This window comes from Inquilinus sp. CA228, from assembly GCF_052078665.1.
GTDB lineage: Bacteria > Pseudomonadota > Alphaproteobacteria > DSM-16000 > Inquilinaceae > Inquilinus.
On sequence record NZ_JBQJIK010000008.1, the window covers coordinates 84,313 to 103,825 of the forward strand.

Sequence of the window (19,513 nt, forward strand, 5' to 3'; positions counted from 1 at the left end):
CCACATGACGCAAAGCGTAGACGTCGTCATCATCGGCTCGGGCGTCGGCGGCGCCTCCCTTGCATACAGCCTGGCGCCCTCCGGGCTGCGGGTCGTCATACTCGAGCGAGGGGACCACCTGAGGGACAGCCCGCAGGCGCGCGACGACATCGCGATCTTCCAGAAAGGCTTCTATAGGTCGACCGAGGAATGGCTCGGCACGGACGGCGAAAGCTTCCTGCCCGGGAACTACTACTACGTCGGCGGCAATTCCAAGTTCTTCGGGGCGGTCATGTACCGGTACCGGCGGGAGGACTTCGCGCCGCGTCCCCACATGGGCGGCGCGTCCCCGGGGTGGCCGATGTCATACGACGACCTGTCTCCCTGGTACGACGAGGCCGAGACGGTGTTCAAGGTTCGCGGGTCGGCCGAGGGCGACCCGACGGAGCCTGACGGCAGGAAGGACTACCCGTACCGGCCCGTGCCGGACGAGCCGGCGATCGCGGCGGTGCGCCGGCGGCTCGAACGAGCGGGCGTTCACCCCGCGTCGCTTCCGCTGGCAGTCGACCTCGACGCGTGGTTGCGGAGAGCGCGCACGGGCTGGGACGCCTTCCCCAACACCGGTGCCGGCAAGATCGACGCGGAGGTCGGCCCGCTGGCGACCGCCCTCGGGCACCCGAATGTGAGCATCGTAACGGGCGCCAACGTCCAGCTCCTCGAGACGGATGAAAGCGGGCGGCGGGTCGTCGCGGCGGTCTACATGAAGGACGGGGTCAGGCAGCGCATCACGGCGGGATGCTTCGCGGTCGCCGCTGGGGCGGTCCAGTCCGCGGCTCTCCTGCTGCGGTCGGCCAACAAGACCCACCCGGCCGGGCTGGCCAACAGCTCCGACCAGCTGGGCCGCAATTTCATGAACCACAACACGTCTGCGATGCTGACGGTCGACCCGCTCGCGCGCAACACGTCAGTCTACCAGAAGACCATCGCCTTCAACGACTTCTACAACCAAGGCAACGAATACGGCTTTCCGCTCGGAAACGTGCAATTGCTCGGGCGCATCACCGGGAACATCCTGCAGGCCAACTTCCCGGCGCCGGCGCCCGCCTGGTTCACGAGACTGCTCGCCCGCTACGCGTATGGCTGGTTCCTCATGAGCGAGGACCTGCCCAGCCCGGAGAGCCGGGTCATGCTCCGCGACAACCGGATCGTCGTGAACTGGGTCAGGACGAACGTGCGTGCGCACGAGGCCCTGATCGCCAAGACCCGTGCGGTGATGCGCAGGGCCGGGTTCCCCATCGTCCTGACTCACACCTTCGGGCGCAAGACGACTTCGCACCAATGCGGCACGGCGCGCCTGGGGAGCGACCCCAAGACCTCGGTGGTGGACACCGACTGCCGCAGCCACGACGTCGAGAACCTCTACGTCACGGACGCCTCGGTGCTGCCGACCTCCGGCGCCGTCAACCCGGCGCTGACGGTCGCCGCGCTGGCGATCAAGGCGGGCGCAGCCATCTCGAGGGGGCACTGATGCCGCTCTTTGATTTCGCATCGGCGCGCTTCGGGATTCGCCCCCCTCAGCCAGAAGCGGTCAACACCTTCGACTACATTGTCGTCGGCGGCGGCTCGACCGGATGCGTGGTGGCCTCGCGCCTCTCGGAGGACCCGGACGCCAGGGTGCTGCTGGTCGAGGAGGGGCCGCGCGACCTCAACCCCTACATCCACATTCCCGGCGCCTATTACAAGACCGCGCAAGGCCGGCTGCTGAAGCGCATCCCCTGGGAGGCCTCGGCGGAGCAGGGACGCGGCGAGACGCCCACCATGGTCCAGGCGAGGGTGCTCGGCGGCGGCAGCTCCGTCAACGCGATGATCTACATCCGCGGTGTGCCGACCGACTACGATCAGTGGGCCAGCTTGGGGGCGGAGGGCTGGGGCTACGCCGACGTGCTGCCGTTCTTCAAGAGGGCAGAGGACAACAACCGCTTCTGCAACGACGCCCACGGCGTAGGCGGTCCGCTCGGCGTCTCCGACATCGACTGCATACACTCGCTGACCCGGGCCTGGCTGCAGGCCTGCCAGCAGGCCGGACTGCCGTACAACCCCGACTTCAACTCGGGCCACCAGGAGGGCTGCGGGCTCTACCAGATAACGGCCCGGAACGGCCGCCGAAGCTCCGCTGCGGTGGCGTATCTGAAGCCAGCCCGCGGGCGGAGCAACCTGCGTGTCGAAACCGGGACTACGGTCACGCGAGTGCTCATCGAGGCGGGGCGCGCGGTCGGCGTCGAATGCGTGAGGGGCAAGCGCAGGGTCGTGTACAGGGCTGAGCGCGAGGTCGTCCTTTCGGCTGGCGCGATCGCCACGCCCAAGCTGCTGATGCTCTCGGGCGTCGGGCCGGCGGACCAGATTGCGCGCCACGGCATCGGCGTCCACTCGGACCTGCCGGGCGTCGGGCAGAACCTGCAGGACCACGTCGAGATCTCGCTCATCTACCAACTCACTGGCCCCCACAGCTACGACAAATACAAGAAGCCCCATTGGAAGGCGGCGGCCGCGTTGAACTACGCGCTCTTCCGAAACGGGCCGGCGTCGTCGAACCTGATCGAAGGCGGGGCCTTCTGGTGGGGCAACAAGCATGAGCCGGTGCCGGACATCCAATACTTCATGGTCGTTGGCGCGGGCATCGAGGAGGGGGTCGACGCGGTCCCCGGGGGCAACGGCTGCACCGTGAACCTCGGCCAGATCAGGCCGCGTTCGAGGGGTGAGGTGACGCTCTCCAGCGCTGACCCGGCGGCGCCCCCCCGCGTCGCCCCGCGCTATTTCTCCGATCCGTACGACCTCGATGCGATCGCCGACGGGGCGATGGCCGCGCTCGACATCATGGCGCAGCCGGCGATCGCGAAATTCGTGGCGGCACGGCACACGCCCGAGCCGGGAATTCGGACGCGCGAGGAGATCAAAGAGTTCTGCCGAAGGAGCGCCCATGCCGCCCTGCACCCGGCCGGGACATGCCGCATGGGCCGCGACGAGATGGCCGTGGTGGACCCGCAGCTCCGCGTGCGTGGGATCGAGGGCCTGCGGGTCGCCGACGCATCGGTCATGCCGACGCTCATCTCCGGCAATCCGAATGCAGTGTGCATCATGATCGGCGAGCGGGCAGCCGACTTCCTGCACTCAGGGCAGGCGGAGCGCCGGCGCGCGAGCCCGCGCGCGCCTCGGACGGGAATGGGCAGCGCCATGTGAGCCCGGGAGGCGGAGGTGCGGGCCTCTGCGCGGCCGGAAGCGGCCGAAAACGCGAAGAAACCCGCATCAAGTGATTGCGTGTTCGTGCATAATCAGGCATTATCGGCGCCGCTTCATGCAGGAAAGTGCGCAGATGAGCCCCAGATTCGTGGTGTTCGATATCGGCGGAGTCCTGATCGACTGGAACCCCGCCTATCTCTACCGGCAACTGCTGCCGGACGATGCGAGCGTGTCGGCGTTCCTCAGCGAGGTCTGCACGCCCGAGTGGAACGGGCAGTTCGACGCCGGCGCCCGCTTCGCCGACGGAATCGCGGATCTCGCAGGGCGGCACCCGGACAAGGCCGACCTTATCGAGGCCTACTGGCTGCGCTGGCACGAGATGTTGGGCGGGGAGGTGCCGGGGACAGCCGGCGTCCTCAGCCGGCTGAAGGAGGCGGGCGTCGCCGTTCACGCGATCTCCAACTGGTCCGCGGAGACCTTCCCGAGGGCGCGGGAGCTGTACCCCTTCCTCGATGCGTTCGACACGCTGGTGGTCTCCGGGCGGGAGCGGCTGGTGAAGCCCGACGTCGCCATCTTCAGGCGCTTCCTCGACCTGACGGGCGTCCGTGCCGAGGAATGCCTCTTCGTCGACGACAACGCGGCCAACGTCACGGCGGCGGCATCGCTCGGGTTCCACACGGAGCACTTCCGCTCGGCCGAGGCCCTCGAGCGCCGGCTGGTCGCGTTCGGCCTCCTTCCGCTGGGCGAGGGAGGTGCCCAATGAGCGCTGGGACGGATGAGCCGGCGGCGCTCTCCCCGGAGGAGCGGCAAGCCAGCATCCTGGCGCGGGTGAACGCTGCCGGGCGCGTGCTCGCGGCGTCGCTGGCCCAGGAGTACGGGGTGTCCGAGGACTCGATCCGCCGAGACCTGCGCGACCTGGCGGACGCCGGCCTCGTCCAGCGCTTCCACGGGGGCGCCGCGCGGGCCGTCACGCCGGCGCTCGACTTCCACCGTCGTGAGTCGATCGGAGCGGCCGAGAAGCAGAGGATCGGCCGGGCCGCCGCGGCAGCGATTCCCGAGGGCGCGACCCTGCTGGTGGACTCGAGCACGACCGTCGTCCATTTCGTGCGGAGCCTCTCGCCGGCGCTCCCGGTGCGCATCATCACGACGGCCGTGGACGTCGCGGCGGCGGCGCTCGACCACGCGGCTGCCGAGGTGATCCTGCTGGGCGGCAGGCTCGGCAAGCTGACCCGCAGCGCGACGGGCGCCGGCGCGGTCGAGGCGGTGCGCGCACTGAGGGCCGACTACTGCGTCCTGGGAACGTGCGGCGTCGACAACAACTTGATGCTGCGGGCCGACGACTTCGACGACGCCTACCTCAAATCGACCATGATAAAGGCGTCGAACAAGACGTTGCTTCTCGCCACGGCGGAGAGGCTGGGCCAGGTCGCGACCTACGAGGTGGCGCCCGTCTCCGTCGTCTCGACCCTTTTCACCAGCAGTCCGGAAAGCGCCATCCTGAAACGGATCCGAGAGCTCGGCGTGGACGTCGAGACGGCCTGACGGCCAAGTCACGCACCCAGGAGAAGACAATGACCTTTACACTGGACCAGGACGCCAGGGCGGTGCTCCTGCCCGCGTTCGACAATCTGGATTTCGCGGGCGTGATGGAGCCGTTCCTCGACAGGGGCGGGGTCTCCGTCCTGATCGGGGAGACGCGCGCGGAATACGTGGCGCGGGACATGTCGAGGGAGAGGCTCGCCAGCGAGACGCCGGAGCTCTTCCGCGCGTCGGTCGAGAGGCTGAAGGCCCGGTGCCCGGAGCTCATCGTTGCCGTCGACCAGGAACTGGGCGGAATCCAGCGGCTGAAGGGGCTCGCGCCGCCCCTCCCGGCACTGGAGGAGACCCGCACCCTGTCGGACGACGAGGTCGCCGAGCGCTGCCGAGTGTCGGCGGAGGGCGCTCGGAAGCTCGGCGTCACGATGTTCCTGGCGCCGGTCGCGGACGTCGTGGACGGACAGAACCCTTGGCTGCGCGGCCGTACGATGGGCGCCGACGCCCGGACGGTGGCAAGGTTGGCGTCGGCGTTCGTGACCGGCGTCCAGAGAGCGGGCGTCACTGCGGTGACGAAGCACTTCCCCGGCTTCAATCATCTCGAGGCCGATCCCGCGCTCGTCGACGTGTCCCTGCACACGGTGCTCGACAGGATCATGGCCAACGCCCTGCCGTTCAGGGCCGCGGTCGAAGCGGGAACGCGAGCGGTGATGACCGGCCCGGCGCCCGTCGCCGCGCTCGACGAACGGAACGCGGCAAGCGCCTCGGCGGCCGTGATCGCACTGCTCCGCGGGGAGTTCGGCTTCGAGGGGCTCATCGTCAGCGACGATCTCGACGCGCCCGCGACGATGCGCGGCGCTTCGCTCCTGGACACGGCGATCGCCTCGCTTGGCGCAGGGGCTGACCTCCTTCTCGTCGGAGGGGGCGCGCATCTGGAGGCGTTGTCTGACGGCATCGCCGCCGCGACGCGGGAGGGGCGCCTGCCGGCGGGCCGGCTTGCGGATGCTGCCCGGAGGGTGAGGGAGAACGCGGCGCGCTGCTGAACGGCGGCCCGGCTTGCTTGCTGCTCGCCCGCCGGTCTCGCCCGGCGGGCCCATGAGGCGCAGCCCCGGCGCATAACCTCAGCGTGCCACGCGGTCGATCGCGGCCGATGCCGCCTCCAGCCGCTCCAAGGGCAGCCGCCCCCCGGCGACCGCCCCCTCGATCGACAGCGCCAGGGCCCCGAGGTGGGGAACCGCCGCGGGCGAGACCAGCAGGAGGTCGGCGCCGGCCCGGAGGGCGTCGACGACGACATCGTCGAGGGACCTGCCGCCAATCGTCGACCGGTGGTCCAGATCGCAGGTGATCACCAGCCCGGTGAAGGCGAGTTCGCCACGTAGCAGCGCGATGAGGTCGCTCGACAGCGAGCCGGGCTGCGGCGGGGTCACCGCGTCGAAGATCGCCGGGCTCAGGAACACGGCCTCGGCGCCGGCGTCGATGCCCGCCTTGAACGGAGCGAGGTAGGGCCTGAGCGCCTCCATGGTCAGGGGCACGTGAGCCTCCTCCAGGGCCGGAAGGCCGGTGACGACGGGGTTCCCCGGGAAGTGCTTCAGGGTGCTGGCGACGCCGGCGCCTCTCACGCCGCGGACATACGCCGAGACCAGCCGAGAGACCTCGGATATGTCGTCGGCGAGCGTGCGCCCGGCAAGCCACGGGTTCCCGCCGGCGACGACGTCGGCGGTCGGCGAGAGAAGGAGGTTCACCCCGAGCCGCCGCGCATCGCGGGCCATGGCCTGTACCCTCTCGACAAACTCATGCTCGTCCATCACCCGGCTCTCGTCGCGGGTGGGCAGGGGCGCGGTGAGCCTGTGCAGGCGGTGGACCGCGGAGATGTCGGCGTCGAGCGCGATGACCGCCGGGCCCGCCAGCTGCCGGACGCGCTCGGTGACCGTGTGCCACGCCGCGGGGCTTTCGCTGCTCACTCGGTCGGGGCGCATGACGCCGGTTGCATACTCGGCGCCGTCTTCGCCGAACAGGATCGCTCGGCCGCCGCGCGCCAGGAAGTCGACGAGCTCCTCGGATAGGGCCAGCTCGGTGGTGACTGGAAAGAGGGTGCTGAAGGCCAGGCGCAGGACTTCGGACATTTCATGTACCTCCTTTTCACTGAGGTCTATTCATGCACAAACAGGTGCATGAAGACGCACATTCGCGCAAGTGAAATGGCGTATCCGACGTGTGAATCAGCATGGAAGCAGGCCCCTCAATAGGGTTGATCGTCTTCCAACCGGAAACCCACAGAGAGGGGCCACAGTGATCACCATGGGTGATGCCACGCTCGGCGAACAGGTCCTCGACATCGCGGTAGCTCAGGGTGAAGCGCAGATACATCCAGACGGCGCGCTGAATCACGTCGGATGGAAAGCGGTAACCGGCATAGTCGTGCGGAGTCATGGCTACCGCTACGCGGCCCGCGGGCTGCGGCCGCTCTCGACCGCGCCCTTGGCCGACTTGGAAATCCTGTTCCGGCGGGCGCTGTTTGCATGGCTCATCGCCGATGGCGACATGCACCTCAAGAACTTGGCACTCCTCAAGATAGCCGAGCCTGGATCGCGTCGGTTCTCGTCCGTGCGGTTCGCACCACTCTACGATGCAGTCACGACGCGCTTGTTCCCGGGTCTCGCCGGCGATCGGATGGCGTTGAAGCTCAACGGCAAGGACGACCGCCTGACACCACAAGACTTTCTCGCCCTCGCTCGGACGATCGACCTCCCCATCAGCCGGGCGGAGGCTGCAATGTCGCACATGACGACGAGCCTCGGTCGCGCCGCTCCCGATCTCCGGCTGCCGGTGTCCTCAGGCATCGACCCAGCGCGGGACATGGAAAACGCGTTGCAGGGCGTCGTGATGCAGCGACTCCAGGCTGTTCGATAGCTGAAATCGTCGGGCTTGCACGAGAAGCCAGACGCCGGACGGCGAGGCGCCGATAGCCGGCCGATTCTCCATTAAGAACAAATATCGAACCTATGTGGGTACGTATTGGGGGTGGCAATCCGGGAAATCGGATTGAAAGGAACGGATGCGAACGGAAAAGGCGGAGAACCGGGAACGGTTCATCCGCCTTCCAAGCCCTTGTCCCGTCGCGGAATTCCGCAGGGACGCTCGGGAAATTCGATGGTAGCTGGGGAGAGCTACCGCCGTTCCGCCCACTGGGATCACCTACGCTTTCGCTTCCGATGGTGCGCTCAAAGGGCGGCGATGGTCACGCTGTCACTCGTTAGGGTTTGAGGATCCGGTCGAGGGGCGGTCCTCCGCTGTTCGCATGTCCGGACCGTCCCCTTTGCTGACGTTCGGAGGCCGCTCAAACCGCTCCGGACCGGACATTCCCGTTGACCCAGCCAGCAGGCGCGTAATGTCGATCTTGTCCGTCAGTTGTGGGAGCGCGGCGAGGAACGGCTCGCCGACCGCGTCGGGTGATGCGGGCGCTCTCGCAGCGCTCCGCGTTCAAGTCCCTCGGCGATCTCGACGCAGAAGTCGATGAACGCACGGACCTTGGCCGGCGGGTGTTTGCGCGAGGGGTGGAAGGCAAACAGCGGGAAGCGCTCGCCATGCCAGTCCGGGAACAGGTCGACCAGCGAACCTCGCGCCAGCGCAGGGCCCACGCCCCACCCTATCACCTGGGCGATTCCCGTCCCGGCCAGACACTCGTCGAGCATCGTCTTCGGATCGGTAAAGGTCAGCGGGCCACTGGTCGGCACCTCGATCGATTCGGCACCCCGGATGAACTCCCATTCGAACGGGCGTCCGGTATAGGGATCGAGGAACTGCAAACAGCGGTGCGCGGTGAGATCGGAGGGGTGCGCCGGCTTACCATGCCGTTCGAGATAGCGCGGCGAGGCCAGCGTCAGGATCGGCGCTTCGATCAGTTTGCGCGAGACGAGCGTCGAGAAACGTGGCTGGCCGAAGCGGATGGCGAGATCGATGCCGTCGGAGACCAGATCGCCGACATGCTCGCTCGTCACGAACTCGATTGCCAGCTGAGGGTAGCGCTCGCAGAGGGCGCCTAGGCGGCCCGCGAGGACCAGCGGCAGGAAGAAGGGATCGATGTCGACCTTGAGCCGGCCGCGCACTGCCGAGACCGCGCCGGAGGCGACCACCGCCGCATCCTCGATGGCGTTGAGATGCGGCTTAACCTCCTCGTAGAAGCGCCGCCCTTCGTCGGTCAGCGTCACCGAGCGCGTGGTGCGGTCGAGCAGGCGCACGCCGAGCCGCGTCTCAAGCCGGCTGATGGCCCGGCTGACCCCGGAATCGGTGATCCCGATCAGCTCTGCGGCTTTGACGAAGCTGCCACCCTCGACGACTGCCGCCAGCACGCTGACCCCGGACAGGATTCTTCCATCGAACGGCATGACACCAATCTCTGACTTTCCGTCAGGAAGCATCTGACACAAGCGCGCTTAGTTCAAGGAGCCCGCGGAGCAACAATGACGCTGCCGGTGCCGGATCATGGTCTGCCAGAGCAGGTGCCAAGGAGATACATCATGTCACGCATTTTCATTTCCGGTTCTTCCATCGGTCTCGGCCTGATGGCAGCCGACCTGCTCATCAGCCAGGGTCATCAGGTCGTCCTTCATGCCCGTAACGTCGGTCGCGCAGAAGACGTCCGGCGGGAACTGCCTGAGGCAAAGGCGGTTGTGGTCGGCGACGCCGAGACCGTGGCCGGCGCCAAGGACGTCGCGGCTGAGGTCAATGCCCTCGGCCGATTTGACGCCGTGATCCACAATGCGGCGGTCGGCTATCGCGAGGATCACCGCGTCACGTCCAACGGCTTGCCGCATGTCTTCGCGATCAACACGTTGTCGGCCTATATCCTGACAGCACTGATCGAGCGGCCGAAACGGCTCGTCTATCTGAGCTCCGCCATGCATCACCATGCCGATGCCAATCTCGACGACATTCTTTGGAAGAGGCGCCACTGGAACGGCTCGCAGGCGTATGCCGAGAGCAAACTCCACGACGCGATGCTGGCCTTCGCGATCGCGCGGCGCTGGCCGGATGTTCTGTCCAACTCGCTGGAGCCCGGCTGGGTGCCGACCAAGATGGGCGGCCCCGGTGCGCCCGACGACATGGATCAGGCGCACCTCACCCAGGCTTGGCTTGCCGCCGGCGACGATCCGAGGGCAAACATCACCGGCCAGTATTTCTATCACCTGGAACATATGAGGCCGAACCCACAGTCGCAGGATCCGGCGCTGCAGGACCGGCTCATTGCGATCTGCGCCGAGATCTCGGGCGTCGCGCTGCCGGCCTGAGCCGGTGCGCCGAGACTCCGCGGCCTATACCTGACTTTTGATCAAGAAGTAGATGACATAATCGCACTTAATTCAAACCGCTCTCCGGGCGATATGCTCTGAGCCATCGGTTTCAGCGATCCTTGGGGCCGGCCAGCAGCAAGCCTGGATCGCTGCCAAGTAGGGCCCCATCACGACGGAGAGCACGATGTCTGAACGGGAAACAGGACTATCCCGGCGCGATCTCTTGCGCGGCGGTGCCGCAGCCGCCGCAAGCGCCCCCCTGGCGTATGCCACGGGCGCGGACGCGGCCACCCGGGACGATGAGCGGTTCGATGCCCTCGTTCGCGTGCATGTGGAGATCAACGGAATCGAGCACCAGATCGAGCTCGAACCGCGCGTCACGCTCCTCGACATGCTGCGCGAGCGCCTGGAACTCACCGGCACCAAGAAGGGCTGCAACCGCGGCGAATGCGGCGCCTGCACCGTGCACATGGACGGCCGGCGCGTGAACGCTTGCCTCGTCCTCGCCGCGGCTGCCGATGGACGCAGGATCACCACGATCGAGGGGCTGGCCGAAGGCTCGCGCCTTCATCCGGTGCAGCAGGCGTTCATTGACCACGACGCCTTCCAGTGCGGCTTCTGTACCTGCGGCCAGATCATGTCCGCGGTCGGCTGCATCGCCGAGGGCCATACCGGCTCGAACGCCGAGATCCGCGAATGGATGAGCGGCAACATCTGTCGCTGCTCGGCCTATCCGCAAATCGCTGCTGCGGTTGCGGCGGCCGCCGAGGAGATGCCGTGATGCGCGACTTCAGCTTCGTCCAGGCGAGATCCCGTGCCGATGCCGTCGCCCTCGCGCATCTTCCTGACACCATGGTCGTGGCCGGTGGGACCGAGATCCTCAACTGGATGCGGATCGGCATCGTCGCCCCGGATCGGGTCATCGACATCACGCGTATTCAGGGGATGGAAGGCGTCGAACCCCTTCCAAACGGCGGGGTTCGGATCGGCGCGCTCACCAAGCTAAACGACGCGGCACAGCATCCCCTTATCCGCGACGGCTACCCCGTCTTCTCCGAAGCGATCCTCAAATCCGCGTCCGCACAGATCCGTAATCTCGCGACGATTGGAGGCAACCCCCTTCAGCGGGTTCGCTGCCCGTATTTCCGGGCGGACGAGCCGACGCCTTGCAACAAGCGCACGCCCGGGTCCGGGTGCGCAGCGCTGCATGGCAGCAACGAAAAGCACGCGATTTTCGGCTGGACGAACGACTGCGTCGCCGTCCATCCGGCCGATCCGCCAGTGGCCCTCGCGGCGCTCGACGCCGTCTACGTCACCGATGATGGCGGGGCCGGCAGGCGCATCCCGGCAGGCAGTTTCAACGTGCTGCCGGGCCAGGACCCGTCCGCGCACAGCGTTCTGCGGCGCGGCGAGATCATCACCGCCATCGAGATCGGCCCGCACGCTCCCAAATCCGCTTACCTCAAGATCCGGGAGCGGGAGAGCTACGAATATGCGACCGTCTCGGCCGCGGTCGCCCTGGATCTCGAAGGCGACGTGATCCGCCGCGCCCGCATCGCGCTCGGCTCGGTCGCGATGCGCCCATGGCGCCTGGCAGAGACGGAACGGCGCATCGCGGGCCACGCGCTGGGCTCGGCGGCGATCGCGGCCGCGGTCGACGCCGGCTTCGCCGAAGCCCGTCCGCTCTCGTCCAATGCCTACAAGATCAAGCTGGCGCGCAACGCCGTGCTTCGGACCATCGAACTGGCAGCGAGGGCCTGATGAGCACTCTCGGACAACCCATCAAACGCGTCGACGGCCCGATCAAGGTGACCGGCATCGCACGCTATGCCGGCGACCAGAACCAGCCCGCTCAGCTCCATGCCGTGTTCGTGGCGTCTGTCGTCCCCGCGGGACGCGTCGCCGGAATCGATCCGGGCGCGGCCCTCGCCATGCCCGGTGTGGTGCGCGTGCTTGTCGCCGGCGACATGCCGCGCGTCCATGCCGATCTCGCCAAGATCACGGTGCCGCCGCTGGCGACGCGTTTCATGCCGATGCAGACCGATGAGATCGTGCATGAAGGCCAGCCTGTGGCCATGGTGCTCGGCGAGACCTTGGAAGCCGCAGAGGCAGGGGCGGCGGCCGTCAAGGTGGCCTATGAGCGGGCCGTCTTCGTCGTGCCGGAACAGGCCCCGGCGGAACAGGCCGATCCGCACAAGGGCTCCTATTCGATGTCGAGCGCGCTCGAATTCAGCAAGGGCGATGCGCCTGCGGCCATCGGGGCCGCGCCGGTGCAGGCGGGTGCGGTCTACACCCAACCCTCCCGGCATGCCAATCCGATGGAGCCTTCCGCGATCCTCGCGGTCTGGAGCGGGGACCAGCTCACGGTCTATGACGCCGTTCAACACCTGCCCGCCGTTCAGAACGCGCAGGCGGCCGCCTTTGGCATCGCACCGGCGAATGTCCGGGTGGTGGCGCCCCATACCGGCGGCGGCTTCGGCGCGAAGGCCTTCATCTGGCCGCACGAGATTCTGGCGGCAATGGCAGCCAAGGTCGTGCGCAGGCCGGTGAAGCTCGTGCTCACCCGCCAGCACCTCTACGGCATGGTGGGGCCGCAGCCGCAAATGACCCACGAGGTGCATCTCGGCGCGAGCGCCGACGGCAAGCTCCTCGGGATCAGCCATGCCACCGCCAACGTCACCGGGAGCGTCGACGACTATGTCGAGTTTGGCGCGATCCCGGGGCGCTCCTTCTACGCCTGCGACAACATCACGACCAGGCATCGGGTGCGCCGGGGCAACATGACGTTGCCGACCTTCATGCGCTCACCCTGGGACGGTCCCGGATCCTGGGCCCTCGGCTCCGCGATGGATGAGCTCGCGCGGAGCTTGAAGATCGATCCGCTCGAGCTGCGCCTGATCAACTATGCCGAGACCGACCCGGAAAGCGGCAAGCCGTGGTCGTCGAAGAAGCTGAGGGAAGCCTACGAGGAAGGTGCCCGCCGCTTCGGCTGGCGCACGCGCCCCAAGGGCGGCACGCACGACGGATATTGGCGGATCGGCTGCGGCATGGCCGATTGCAGCCAGGGCCAGGCGCGGTTCCACTCGACTGCCCGCGTGCGCCTGAGGGCCGACGGGACGGCGCAGCTCGAATCGAGCTTCTGCGACATCGGAACCGGTCCGGCCACGATCTTCCCGCAGGTCGCCGCCGAGATCCTCGGCCTCGAGCCCGGGCAGGTCCTCGCGGTTTCGGGCGATACCCGTCTGCCGTACTCAGGCCCGACCTATGGCTCAGGGACCACCATCAGCACCGGCGCGGCTGTTCAGCAAGCCGCACAGCGCGTGCGGGCCAAGCTCGCGCGGCTGGCGGGCTGGCCGGCGGACAGCGTCGCGATGCGGGATGGCCGCATCATCCATGGCGACGACTCCCGCACGATCCAGGAGGTGCTGGACGAGGCCGGCGTCTCGGAGCTGGCTTCCGATGGAGCGTTTGACCTGCCTGGCGGCGCGTCCGTCGACATGGGCACGCCGGAGTTTCCGGCCCGCACCTTCGGGGCGATCTTCGTGGAGGTCGGCGTCGACCAGGATCTCGGGCTGCTGCGCCTGCGCAAAGCAACGGGCGTCTACAGCGCCGGCCGCATCATCAATCCGAGGACGGCAAGGTCGCAAATGATCGGCGGCATCGTCTGGGGCTGGGGCATGGCGGCCATGGAGGCAAGCCACTTCGAGCCTTCGCTCGGCCGCTGGCTTTCCAAGGATCTCGCCGGCGTCCCGCTCCCGGTCAACGCCGATATCCCGCCGGAGATCGACGTCGGCTTCGTCGACGAGTTCGACGCCAAAGCCGGCCCCCTCGGCGCCAAGGGTATCGGCGAACTGGGGGCGACCGGCGTCGCGGCTGCGGTTGCCAACGCGGTCTATGACGCCATCGGCATTCGCATTCGCGATCTGCCGATCACGCCGGACAAGATCCTGGCAGCCTAGACCCTCGCTCCGGTCAGCGCTCTTGGGATGCCGGCCGCAACTCCCGAGAGCGCGCCTTGTCCCCCACCCGCCGGCAGTCGAGCCGTGCAAGGGAGAGAAAGTGATGGACCATATTGCCGAAACACTGCGCAGCGAGACGCGCGATGGCATGCGCATCGACTGGGATATGCCGATTGCGATGGATGACGGGTTGGTGTTGCGCGCCGACGTCTACCGCCCCATCGCCGAGGGTCGCTATCCCGTCCTCATGAGCCATGGCCCCTACGCCAAGCTCCTGCATTTCGAGGGCGGCTACGTCACCGCCTGGCACAAGATGGTGGACGAGTTCCCGGATGTCCTTGCCAACAGCAGCAACCGCTACCAGGCCTGGGAGGTGGTCGACCCCGAGAAATGGGTGCCGCATGGCTATGTGGTCGTGCGCGTCGACAGCCGCGGCGCCGGGCGCTCACCCGGCGTGATGAATCCCCGCAACGCACGCGAGACCAGGGATTTCGCGGCGTGCATCGAATGGGGCGGCGTGCAGTCCTGGTCGAATGGCAAGGTCGGCCTGAACGGCATCTCCTACTACGCCATCAACCAATGGCAGGTCGCCGGCCTCCAACCGAAGCATCTGGCGGCGATCTGCCTCTGGGAGGGAATGACCGACCACTACCGCGACTACATCTTTCACGGCGGCATCTACTGCACCTTCGCCCAGAACTGGTACGACATGCAGTTGAAGGTGGTGCAGCATGGGCTGGGCACGCGCGGCCATAAGAGCCGGCTCAACGGCGAACTGGTCTCGGGGCCACCGACCCTGACGGACGAGGAACTCGGCGCCAATCGCATCGATATGTGGCGCGAGCTGTTCGATCATCCGCTGGACGATGCGTACCATCGTGAGCGCTCAGCCGACCTGTCCAAGGTCGAGGTGCCGCTGCTCTCGGCCGGCAACTGGGGCGGCCAGGGGCTGCACCCGCGCGGCAACTTTGAAGGCTTCGCGAATGCCGCGTCCGAGCAGAAATGGCTCGAAGTGCATGGCATCGAGCACTGGACCCACTTCTACACCGACTATGGCGTCCGGCTTCAGCGTCGCTTTTTCGACCACTTCCTGAAGGGCGAGGATAATGGCTGGGACCGCCAGCCAAAGGTGCAACTGCAGGTGCGCCATCCCGGCGAGACATTTGTCCAGCGCTTCGAAGACGCCTGGCCGATCCCGCGCACGCGATGGACGAAGTTCCACCTCCAGTCCGCCGGATATGGCCTCGACGCCAGGACACCGACCGCGCCGGCCGAAATCGCGTTCCGTGCCCTCGGCGACGGCGCGACTTTTCTCACCGAGCCGATGGCCCGGGAGACCGAGATCACCGGACCGATCGCAGCGCGCCTCCGGGTCTCTTCGAGCACCAGGGATGCGGACCTGTTCGTCGTCGTGCGGCTGTTCACGCCAGACATGAAGGAGGTCACCTTCCGCGGCGCGCTCGATCCCCACACCCCGGTCGCGCAAGGCTGGCTGCGGGCCTCCCACCGCAAGCTCGATCCGGACAGGACCCTGCCGCATCGGCCGTACCACACCCATGACGAGGTGCGGCCGCTGGAACCCGGCAAGCCCTATACGCTCGACATCGAGATCTGGCCGACCTGCATCGTGGTGCCGGCGGGCTATCGGATCGGGTTCAGCATCCGAGGGCGAGACTACGTCTTCACCGGAGACAGCGGCGGCCGGCTCTCCAACATGAAGAACGAATTCACCGGCTGCGGGCCCTTCCTGCATGACGATCCGCGTGATCGCACGATGGATCGCTTCGACGGCGAGACCCGCATCCATCTCGGCGCCGACCAGGAGAACTACCTGCTGCTGCCGATCATCCCCGCCAAGTGAATTCGCCCGCCGGAGAAAAGCCATGGCTCATCACCTGAAGCGCGGCCGCGATGCCGCATTGCGAGCAGAGGACCAGGCCCAGGTCCGCACCACGGTCGAGGGTATCCTTGCCGATATCCAGAACCGGGGCGATGCGGCGGTCCGCGAGCTCTCCGTGAAGTTCGACAAATGGGACCGGGCGGACTATCGGCTGACCGACGGCGAAATCCGCGCTTGCCTTGCCGAAATGTCGCAGCGCGATCTGGATGACATCCGGTTCGCGCAGGAGCAGGTGCGAAACTTCGCCCGGATCCAACGCGACAGCATCAAGGACGTCGAAGTCGAGACGCTGCCCGGAATCGTGCTCGGGCACAGGAATATCCCGGTCAACGCGGTCGGCTGCTACGTTCCGGGAGGGAAGTATCCGCTCCTGGCCTCGGCGCACATGTCGGTGGTCACGGCCAAGGTTGCCGGCGTCAGCCGCATCGTGACCTGCGCGCCGCCCTTCCACGGCAGACCGGCACCGGCCGTCGTCGCAGCCCAGCATCTGGCCGGCGCCGACGAGATCTATTGCCTGGGCGGCATCCAGGCCGTCGGCGCCATGGCGATCGGCACCGAAAGGATCGCTTCGGTCGACATGCTGGTGGGGCCGGGCAACGCCTTCGTGGCCGAGGCGAAGCGCCAGCTCTTCGGCCGGGTCGGTATCGATCTGTTCGCCGGACCGACCGAGACGCTGGTGATCGCCGATGACAGCGTCGACGGCGAGCTCTGCGCCACCGACCTGCTCGGACAGGCCGAGCATGGTCCCAGTTCCCCGGCGATCCTGCTCACCAACTCCGAGGCTCTGGCCCGCGACACCATGGCGGAGGTGGAGCGACTGCTGCAAATCCTCCCCACTGGCGAGATCGCCCGCAAGGCCTGGGAGGATTATGGCGAGGTGATCGTCGCCGATGGTTACGAAGAGATGGTGAAGATCGCCGACGACATCGCTTCCGAGCATGTCCAGGTCATGACGCGAGATCCCGACTACTTTCTCGACAAGATGACCAATGACGGTGCGCTGTTCCTCGGGCCGCGGACCAATGTCGCCTTCGGCGACAAGGTGATCGGAACCAATCATACGCTGCCGACCATGAAGGCGGCGCGCTACACCGGCGGGCTCTGGGTCGGCAAGTTCCTCAAGACCTGCACCTTCCAGCGCATCGACAGCGACGCCGCCTCGGCGATGATCGGAGAGTACTGCAGCCGCTTGTGCGCTCTCGAAGGCTTCGTGGGGCACGGCGAACAGGCGAACATCCGGGTGCGCCGGTTCGGGGGTCGGAACGTGCCCTACGGGCAGCCCGTCGCGCCGCGAGACGCTTCCTGATCTTTGCAACGGGCGGAGCCAGCGCTCGGCCCAGCCATCCCTGAAAACAAAGAACATCGCCGTCGACGAACCCGATGGCGCGATGGGAGGACTGCCATGAGCGCGACCACAATGCTGTCTTTCTACGATCAGCGCAGGCCATCGACGCGATACTGGGGAAGCTTTGCCACGCTGTGTGCAGGGTGGTGCCTCGACTTCTTTGATTTCTACATCGTCGGTTTCCTGGTCGCCTCGCTCGGCCCGGGCTGGCATCTGACCTACCTTCAATCCTCGATCATGCTGCTCGGCGGTGGCCTCGGCTCTATCGTCGGTGCCCTCCTCTTCGGCGCGCTGGGCGACAAGTTCGGGCGAAAGCCGATGCTCATCGCCGCGACCGTGACATGCGCACTCGGCGCGGGCGCGCTCGCGCTGGTGCCGGAAGGAAACTGGCCTGTCTTCTCGCTGCTGCGCATTCTTGTCGGCGCGGGCCTCGGCGGCATCGGCACGCTGCAGCTCGTCATGATCGTCGAGATGACGCCCACACCCATGCGGGTGAAGCTGCTGGGCTGGCCCATCATGCTGCCCTCGGTCGGCACGCTCCTCGCCGCTTTGACAAGCGCCGGCCTGATGGAAGTGCTTGGCTGGCGGGGGGTTGCCGCCTTCGGCCTGCTGCCGCTCCTGCTTGTGGTGCCGTTCGCGCTGGTGATGCCGGAATCGCCCCGGTGGCTGCTCGCGCGCGGCCGAACGGACGAGGCGCGTCGCTCGATCGCCGCACTGGCGGGCTGCAGCGTCGCTGAGGTCCCGCCCGAACCAGACGCCATCGCCCGCGCCCCGTCGGCCTCGCTGGCCGAGCTCTATCGCCGCCCGGGCCGGTTCTGGCTCACGGTCCTGATCTGGCTGACGATGAGTACGGCGGGCTATGGCGTCTATCTGTGGGGCCCGACCATCACCTCCATGCTCCTCAGCATCGAGGTTGCCGCCGCGGCCAGGTACTTCGTCTGGATCTCGCTCGCGGGTCTCGCCGGTCGCGCGCTGTTCTCCTATCTGCCCGCAAGGATCGGACGAGTGTGGTCCGGACGCCTCCTTGGGTTTGGCATCGCTGTCTTCCTCGGCCTGGCGGCACTGTTTCACGATAGCTTCGCGTTCGGCCTGCCCGTCTTCGTCTTGGCACTCGCGGCAGGTGCCGTCTTTTACGACGGTGGCTACTGTACGCTCAGCCCCTACATGGCGGAGATCTTCCCGACGCGTCTGGCGGCGCGCGGCTCCGGGCTGGCGCAAAGCGCGAATGGTCTCGGGAAGATTCTCGGCCCGCTCTGCCTCGCGTTGATCGCCGGCTCCGACAACCTCGTCTCGGCCAAAGCAACGGAAGCGGCCGTGCTGCCAGCATTCCTCTTCCTCGCCTCCTGCGGCCTGCTTTTGGCGATCTGCTTCTTCTTCGCTCCTGAGACCAAGGATGCCACGCTGTCGCTCGACGAAGATGGCGACGCACTCGGCGAAACCGCCGCCGGCCGGGCCGGGTCAAGCAAGGCTATCGCGTCGTGAGCCGTGTTGTCCTGCCCGCGCCACCGGGCTTTCGGCTCGAAGGACGCAGGGCCATCGTGACCGGGGCGGGGCGCGGGATCGGCCTCGCCGCCGCGGCGGCCCTGGCGAGTGCGGGCGCGCATGTCCTCCTGTGCGCGCGTACGACGAGCGAGATCGAAGGCGCGGCCGCCGCAATCCGCGACGTGGGGGGCAGCGCGGAAGCGGTGACCCTGGATGTGACTGATCTCAACGCCGTCGCCAAATTCCTGGTCGATCGGGTACCGGCGGACATCCTCATCAACAATGCCGGGACCAACCGCCCCAATGACTTCACGGATGTAACGGTCGCTGACTTCGACACGGTCATGACCCTCAACGTCCGCTCGACCTTCTTCCTGGCGCAGGGGTTCGCGCGACGTCTCATCGAGACCGGACGCCCCGGCTCGATCATCAACGTCTCGTCTCAGATGGGCCATGTCGGCGGTGCGCGCCGCTCGCTCTACTGCGCCAGCAAATGGGCCATGGAAGGCTTCACCAAGGCCCTGGCGATCGATCTCGCGCCCCACCGCATCCGGGTGAACACGCTGTGTCCCACCTACATCGAAACGCCGATGACCCAGCCGTTCTTCCGCGACGCGGCGTTCCGGCAATCCGTGCTCGAGAAAATCAAGCTGGGGCGCCTCGGCCGGGTCGAGGACCTCATGGGCGCCATCGTCTTCCTCGCCAGCGACGCCTCGGCCCTCATGACGGGCAGCGCTCTCGTGATCGACGGCGGCTGGACCGCAGAATGACACCTCAAAAGGAAAGC

16 protein-coding genes and 1 pseudogene are annotated in these 19,513 nt (G+C 67.2%); 14 read left to right on the plus strand and 3 right to left on the minus strand.

Features of this window, described 5'->3' with window-relative positions; translation table 11 throughout:
• Positions 1 to 4 precede the first annotated feature (4 nt).
• From ACTOWL_RS05605 to ACTOWL_RS05625, 5 genes are all read left to right on the plus strand, one after another.
• Positions 5 to 1,507, plus strand: coding sequence for a GMC oxidoreductase (locus ACTOWL_RS05605; RefSeq protein WP_441320210.1), 1,503 nt, complete (start codon positions 5 to 7; stop codon positions 1,505 to 1,507).
• Complete coding sequence (locus tag ACTOWL_RS05610; RefSeq protein WP_441320211.1) at positions 1,507 to 3,216, plus strand: GMC family oxidoreductase; 1,710 nt, start codon at positions 1,507 to 1,509, stop codon at positions 3,214 to 3,216. The genes ACTOWL_RS05605 and ACTOWL_RS05610 overlap by 1 nt, the downstream gene beginning before the upstream one ends.
• A gap of 133 nt (positions 3,217 to 3,349) precedes the next feature.
• The gene (locus tag ACTOWL_RS05615) at positions 3,350 to 3,979 is read left to right on the plus strand and encodes an HAD family hydrolase (RefSeq protein WP_441320212.1); all 630 of its coding nucleotides are present in this window, start codon (positions 3,350 to 3,352) and stop codon (positions 3,977 to 3,979) included.
• Entirely contained in the window at positions 3,976 to 4,758 is a 783-nt protein-coding gene (locus ACTOWL_RS05620) for a DeoR/GlpR family DNA-binding transcription regulator (protein WP_441320213.1), read from the plus strand. The genes ACTOWL_RS05615 and ACTOWL_RS05620 overlap by 4 nt, the downstream gene beginning before the upstream one ends.
• Positions 4,759 to 4,787: 29 nt before the next feature.
• On the plus strand, positions 4,788 to 5,792 hold the full coding sequence (locus tag ACTOWL_RS05625) for a glycoside hydrolase family 3 N-terminal domain-containing protein (protein WP_441320214.1): 1,005 nt from the start codon (positions 4,788 to 4,790) through the stop codon (positions 5,790 to 5,792).
• A gap of 78 nt (positions 5,793 to 5,870) precedes the next feature.
• Here the strand turns inward: ACTOWL_RS05625 and ACTOWL_RS05630 are convergent, their stop codons facing one another.
• Together ACTOWL_RS05630 and ACTOWL_RS05635 are read right to left on the minus strand one after the other, a co-directional pair.
• Positions 5,871 to 6,872, minus strand: coding sequence for a glycoside hydrolase family 3 N-terminal domain-containing protein (locus ACTOWL_RS05630; protein ID WP_441320215.1), 1,002 nt, complete (start codon positions 6,870 to 6,872; stop codon positions 5,871 to 5,873).
• 181 nt (positions 6,873 to 7,053) lie between these two features.
• Positions 7,054 to 7,179 (minus strand): annotated as a pseudogene (locus ACTOWL_RS05635) (IS6 family transposase); the annotation flags it as partial.
• Here ACTOWL_RS05635 and ACTOWL_RS05640 point away from each other — a divergent pair.
• On the plus strand, positions 7,168 to 7,659 hold the full coding sequence (locus ACTOWL_RS05640) for a HipA domain-containing protein (protein ID WP_441320216.1): 492 nt from the start codon (positions 7,168 to 7,170) through the stop codon (positions 7,657 to 7,659). The pseudogene ACTOWL_RS05635 and the gene ACTOWL_RS05640 overlap by 12 nt on opposite strands.
• A 494-nt stretch (positions 7,660 to 8,153) precedes the next feature.
• On the opposite strand, the gene ACTOWL_RS05645 is transcribed toward ACTOWL_RS05640, so the two are convergent.
• Positions 8,154 to 9,134, minus strand: coding sequence for a LysR substrate-binding domain-containing protein (locus ACTOWL_RS05645; RefSeq protein WP_441320217.1), 981 nt, complete (start codon positions 9,132 to 9,134; stop codon positions 8,154 to 8,156).
• 75 nt (positions 9,135 to 9,209) lie between these two features.
• On the opposite strand from ACTOWL_RS05645, the gene ACTOWL_RS05650 reads away from it, so the two are divergent.
• The 8 genes from ACTOWL_RS05650 to ACTOWL_RS05685 all read left to right on the plus strand — a co-directional run bounded on the left by ACTOWL_RS05650 (position 9,210) and on the right by ACTOWL_RS05685 (position 19,496).
• Positions 9,210 to 10,037 carry an SDR family NAD(P)-dependent oxidoreductase gene (locus ACTOWL_RS05650; protein ID WP_441320218.1) on the plus strand — a complete coding sequence of 276 codons (828 nt, stop codon included), beginning with the start codon at positions 9,210 to 9,212 and terminating at the stop codon, positions 10,035 to 10,037.
• Between the two features lie 187 nt (positions 10,038 to 10,224).
• Complete coding sequence (locus ACTOWL_RS05655; protein ID WP_441320219.1) at positions 10,225 to 10,821, plus strand: (2Fe-2S)-binding protein; 597 nt, start codon at positions 10,225 to 10,227, stop codon at positions 10,819 to 10,821.
• Positions 10,821 to 11,801, plus strand: coding sequence for an FAD binding domain-containing protein (locus ACTOWL_RS05660; protein WP_441320220.1), 981 nt, complete (start codon positions 10,821 to 10,823; stop codon positions 11,799 to 11,801). Before ACTOWL_RS05655 ends, ACTOWL_RS05660 begins: the two co-directional genes overlap by 1 nt.
• The gene (locus tag ACTOWL_RS05665) at positions 11,801 to 13,999 is read left to right on the plus strand and encodes a xanthine dehydrogenase family protein molybdopterin-binding subunit (RefSeq protein WP_441320221.1); all 2,199 of its coding nucleotides are present in this window, start codon (positions 11,801 to 11,803) and stop codon (positions 13,997 to 13,999) included. The genes ACTOWL_RS05660 and ACTOWL_RS05665 overlap by 1 nt, the downstream gene beginning before the upstream one ends.
• Positions 14,000 to 14,102: 103 nt before the next feature.
• Complete coding sequence (locus ACTOWL_RS05670; protein WP_441320222.1) at positions 14,103 to 15,860, plus strand: CocE/NonD family hydrolase; 1,758 nt, start codon at positions 14,103 to 14,105, stop codon at positions 15,858 to 15,860.
• Between the two features lie 22 nt (positions 15,861 to 15,882).
• Entirely contained in the window at positions 15,883 to 17,205 is a 1,323-nt protein-coding gene (gene hisD / locus ACTOWL_RS05675; protein WP_441320223.1) for a histidinol dehydrogenase, read from the plus strand.
• Between the two features lie 96 nt (positions 17,206 to 17,301).
• Positions 17,302 to 18,726, plus strand: a complete 1,425-nt coding sequence (locus ACTOWL_RS05680; RefSeq protein WP_441320224.1) for an MFS transporter — start codon at positions 17,302 to 17,304, stop codon at positions 18,724 to 18,726.
• On the plus strand, positions 18,723 to 19,496 hold the full coding sequence (locus ACTOWL_RS05685) for an SDR family NAD(P)-dependent oxidoreductase (protein ID WP_441320225.1): 774 nt from the start codon (positions 18,723 to 18,725) through the stop codon (positions 19,494 to 19,496). The genes ACTOWL_RS05680 and ACTOWL_RS05685 overlap by 4 nt, the downstream gene beginning before the upstream one ends.
• Positions 19,497 to 19,513: the final 17 nt, after the last annotated feature.

Bases quoted from the DNA above. Each gene is read 5' to 3' on its own strand.
- ACTOWL_RS05660 (WP_441320220.1), top strand. From the start codon at position 10,821: ATGCGCGACTTCAGCTTCGTCCAGGCGAGATCCCGTGCCGATGCCGTC.
- ACTOWL_RS05670 (WP_441320222.1), top strand. From the start codon at position 14,103: ATGGACCATATTGCCGAAACACTGCGCAGCGAGACGCGCGATGGCATG.
- ACTOWL_RS05605 (WP_441320210.1), top strand. From the start codon at position 5: ATGACGCAAAGCGTAGACGTCGTCATCATCGGCTCGGGCGTCGGCGGC.
- ACTOWL_RS05620 (WP_441320213.1), top strand. From the start codon at position 3,976: ATGAGCGCTGGGACGGATGAGCCGGCGGCGCTCTCCCCGGAGGAGCGG.
- ACTOWL_RS05680 (WP_441320224.1), top strand. From the start codon at position 17,302: ATGAGCGCGACCACAATGCTGTCTTTCTACGATCAGCGCAGGCCATCG.
- hisD (WP_441320223.1), top strand. From the start codon at position 15,883: ATGGCTCATCACCTGAAGCGCGGCCGCGATGCCGCATTGCGAGCAGAG.
- ACTOWL_RS05645 (WP_441320217.1), bottom strand. From the start codon at position 9,134: ATGCCGTTCGATGGAAGAATCCTGTCCGGGGTCAGCGTGCTGGCGGCA.
- ACTOWL_RS05665 (WP_441320221.1), top strand. From the start codon at position 11,801: ATGAGCACTCTCGGACAACCCATCAAACGCGTCGACGGCCCGATCAAG.
- ACTOWL_RS05615 (WP_441320212.1), top strand. From the start codon at position 3,350: ATGAGCCCCAGATTCGTGGTGTTCGATATCGGCGGAGTCCTGATCGAC.
- ACTOWL_RS05650 (WP_441320218.1), top strand. From the start codon at position 9,210: ATGACGCTGCCGGTGCCGGATCATGGTCTGCCAGAGCAGGTGCCAAGG.
- ACTOWL_RS05625 (WP_441320214.1), top strand. From the start codon at position 4,788: ATGACCTTTACACTGGACCAGGACGCCAGGGCGGTGCTCCTGCCCGCG.
- ACTOWL_RS05655 (WP_441320219.1), top strand. From the start codon at position 10,225: ATGTCTGAACGGGAAACAGGACTATCCCGGCGCGATCTCTTGCGCGGC.
- ACTOWL_RS05630 (WP_441320215.1), bottom strand. From the start codon at position 6,872: ATGTCCGAAGTCCTGCGCCTGGCCTTCAGCACCCTCTTTCCAGTCACC.
- ACTOWL_RS05610 (WP_441320211.1), top strand. From the start codon at position 1,507: ATGCCGCTCTTTGATTTCGCATCGGCGCGCTTCGGGATTCGCCCCCCT.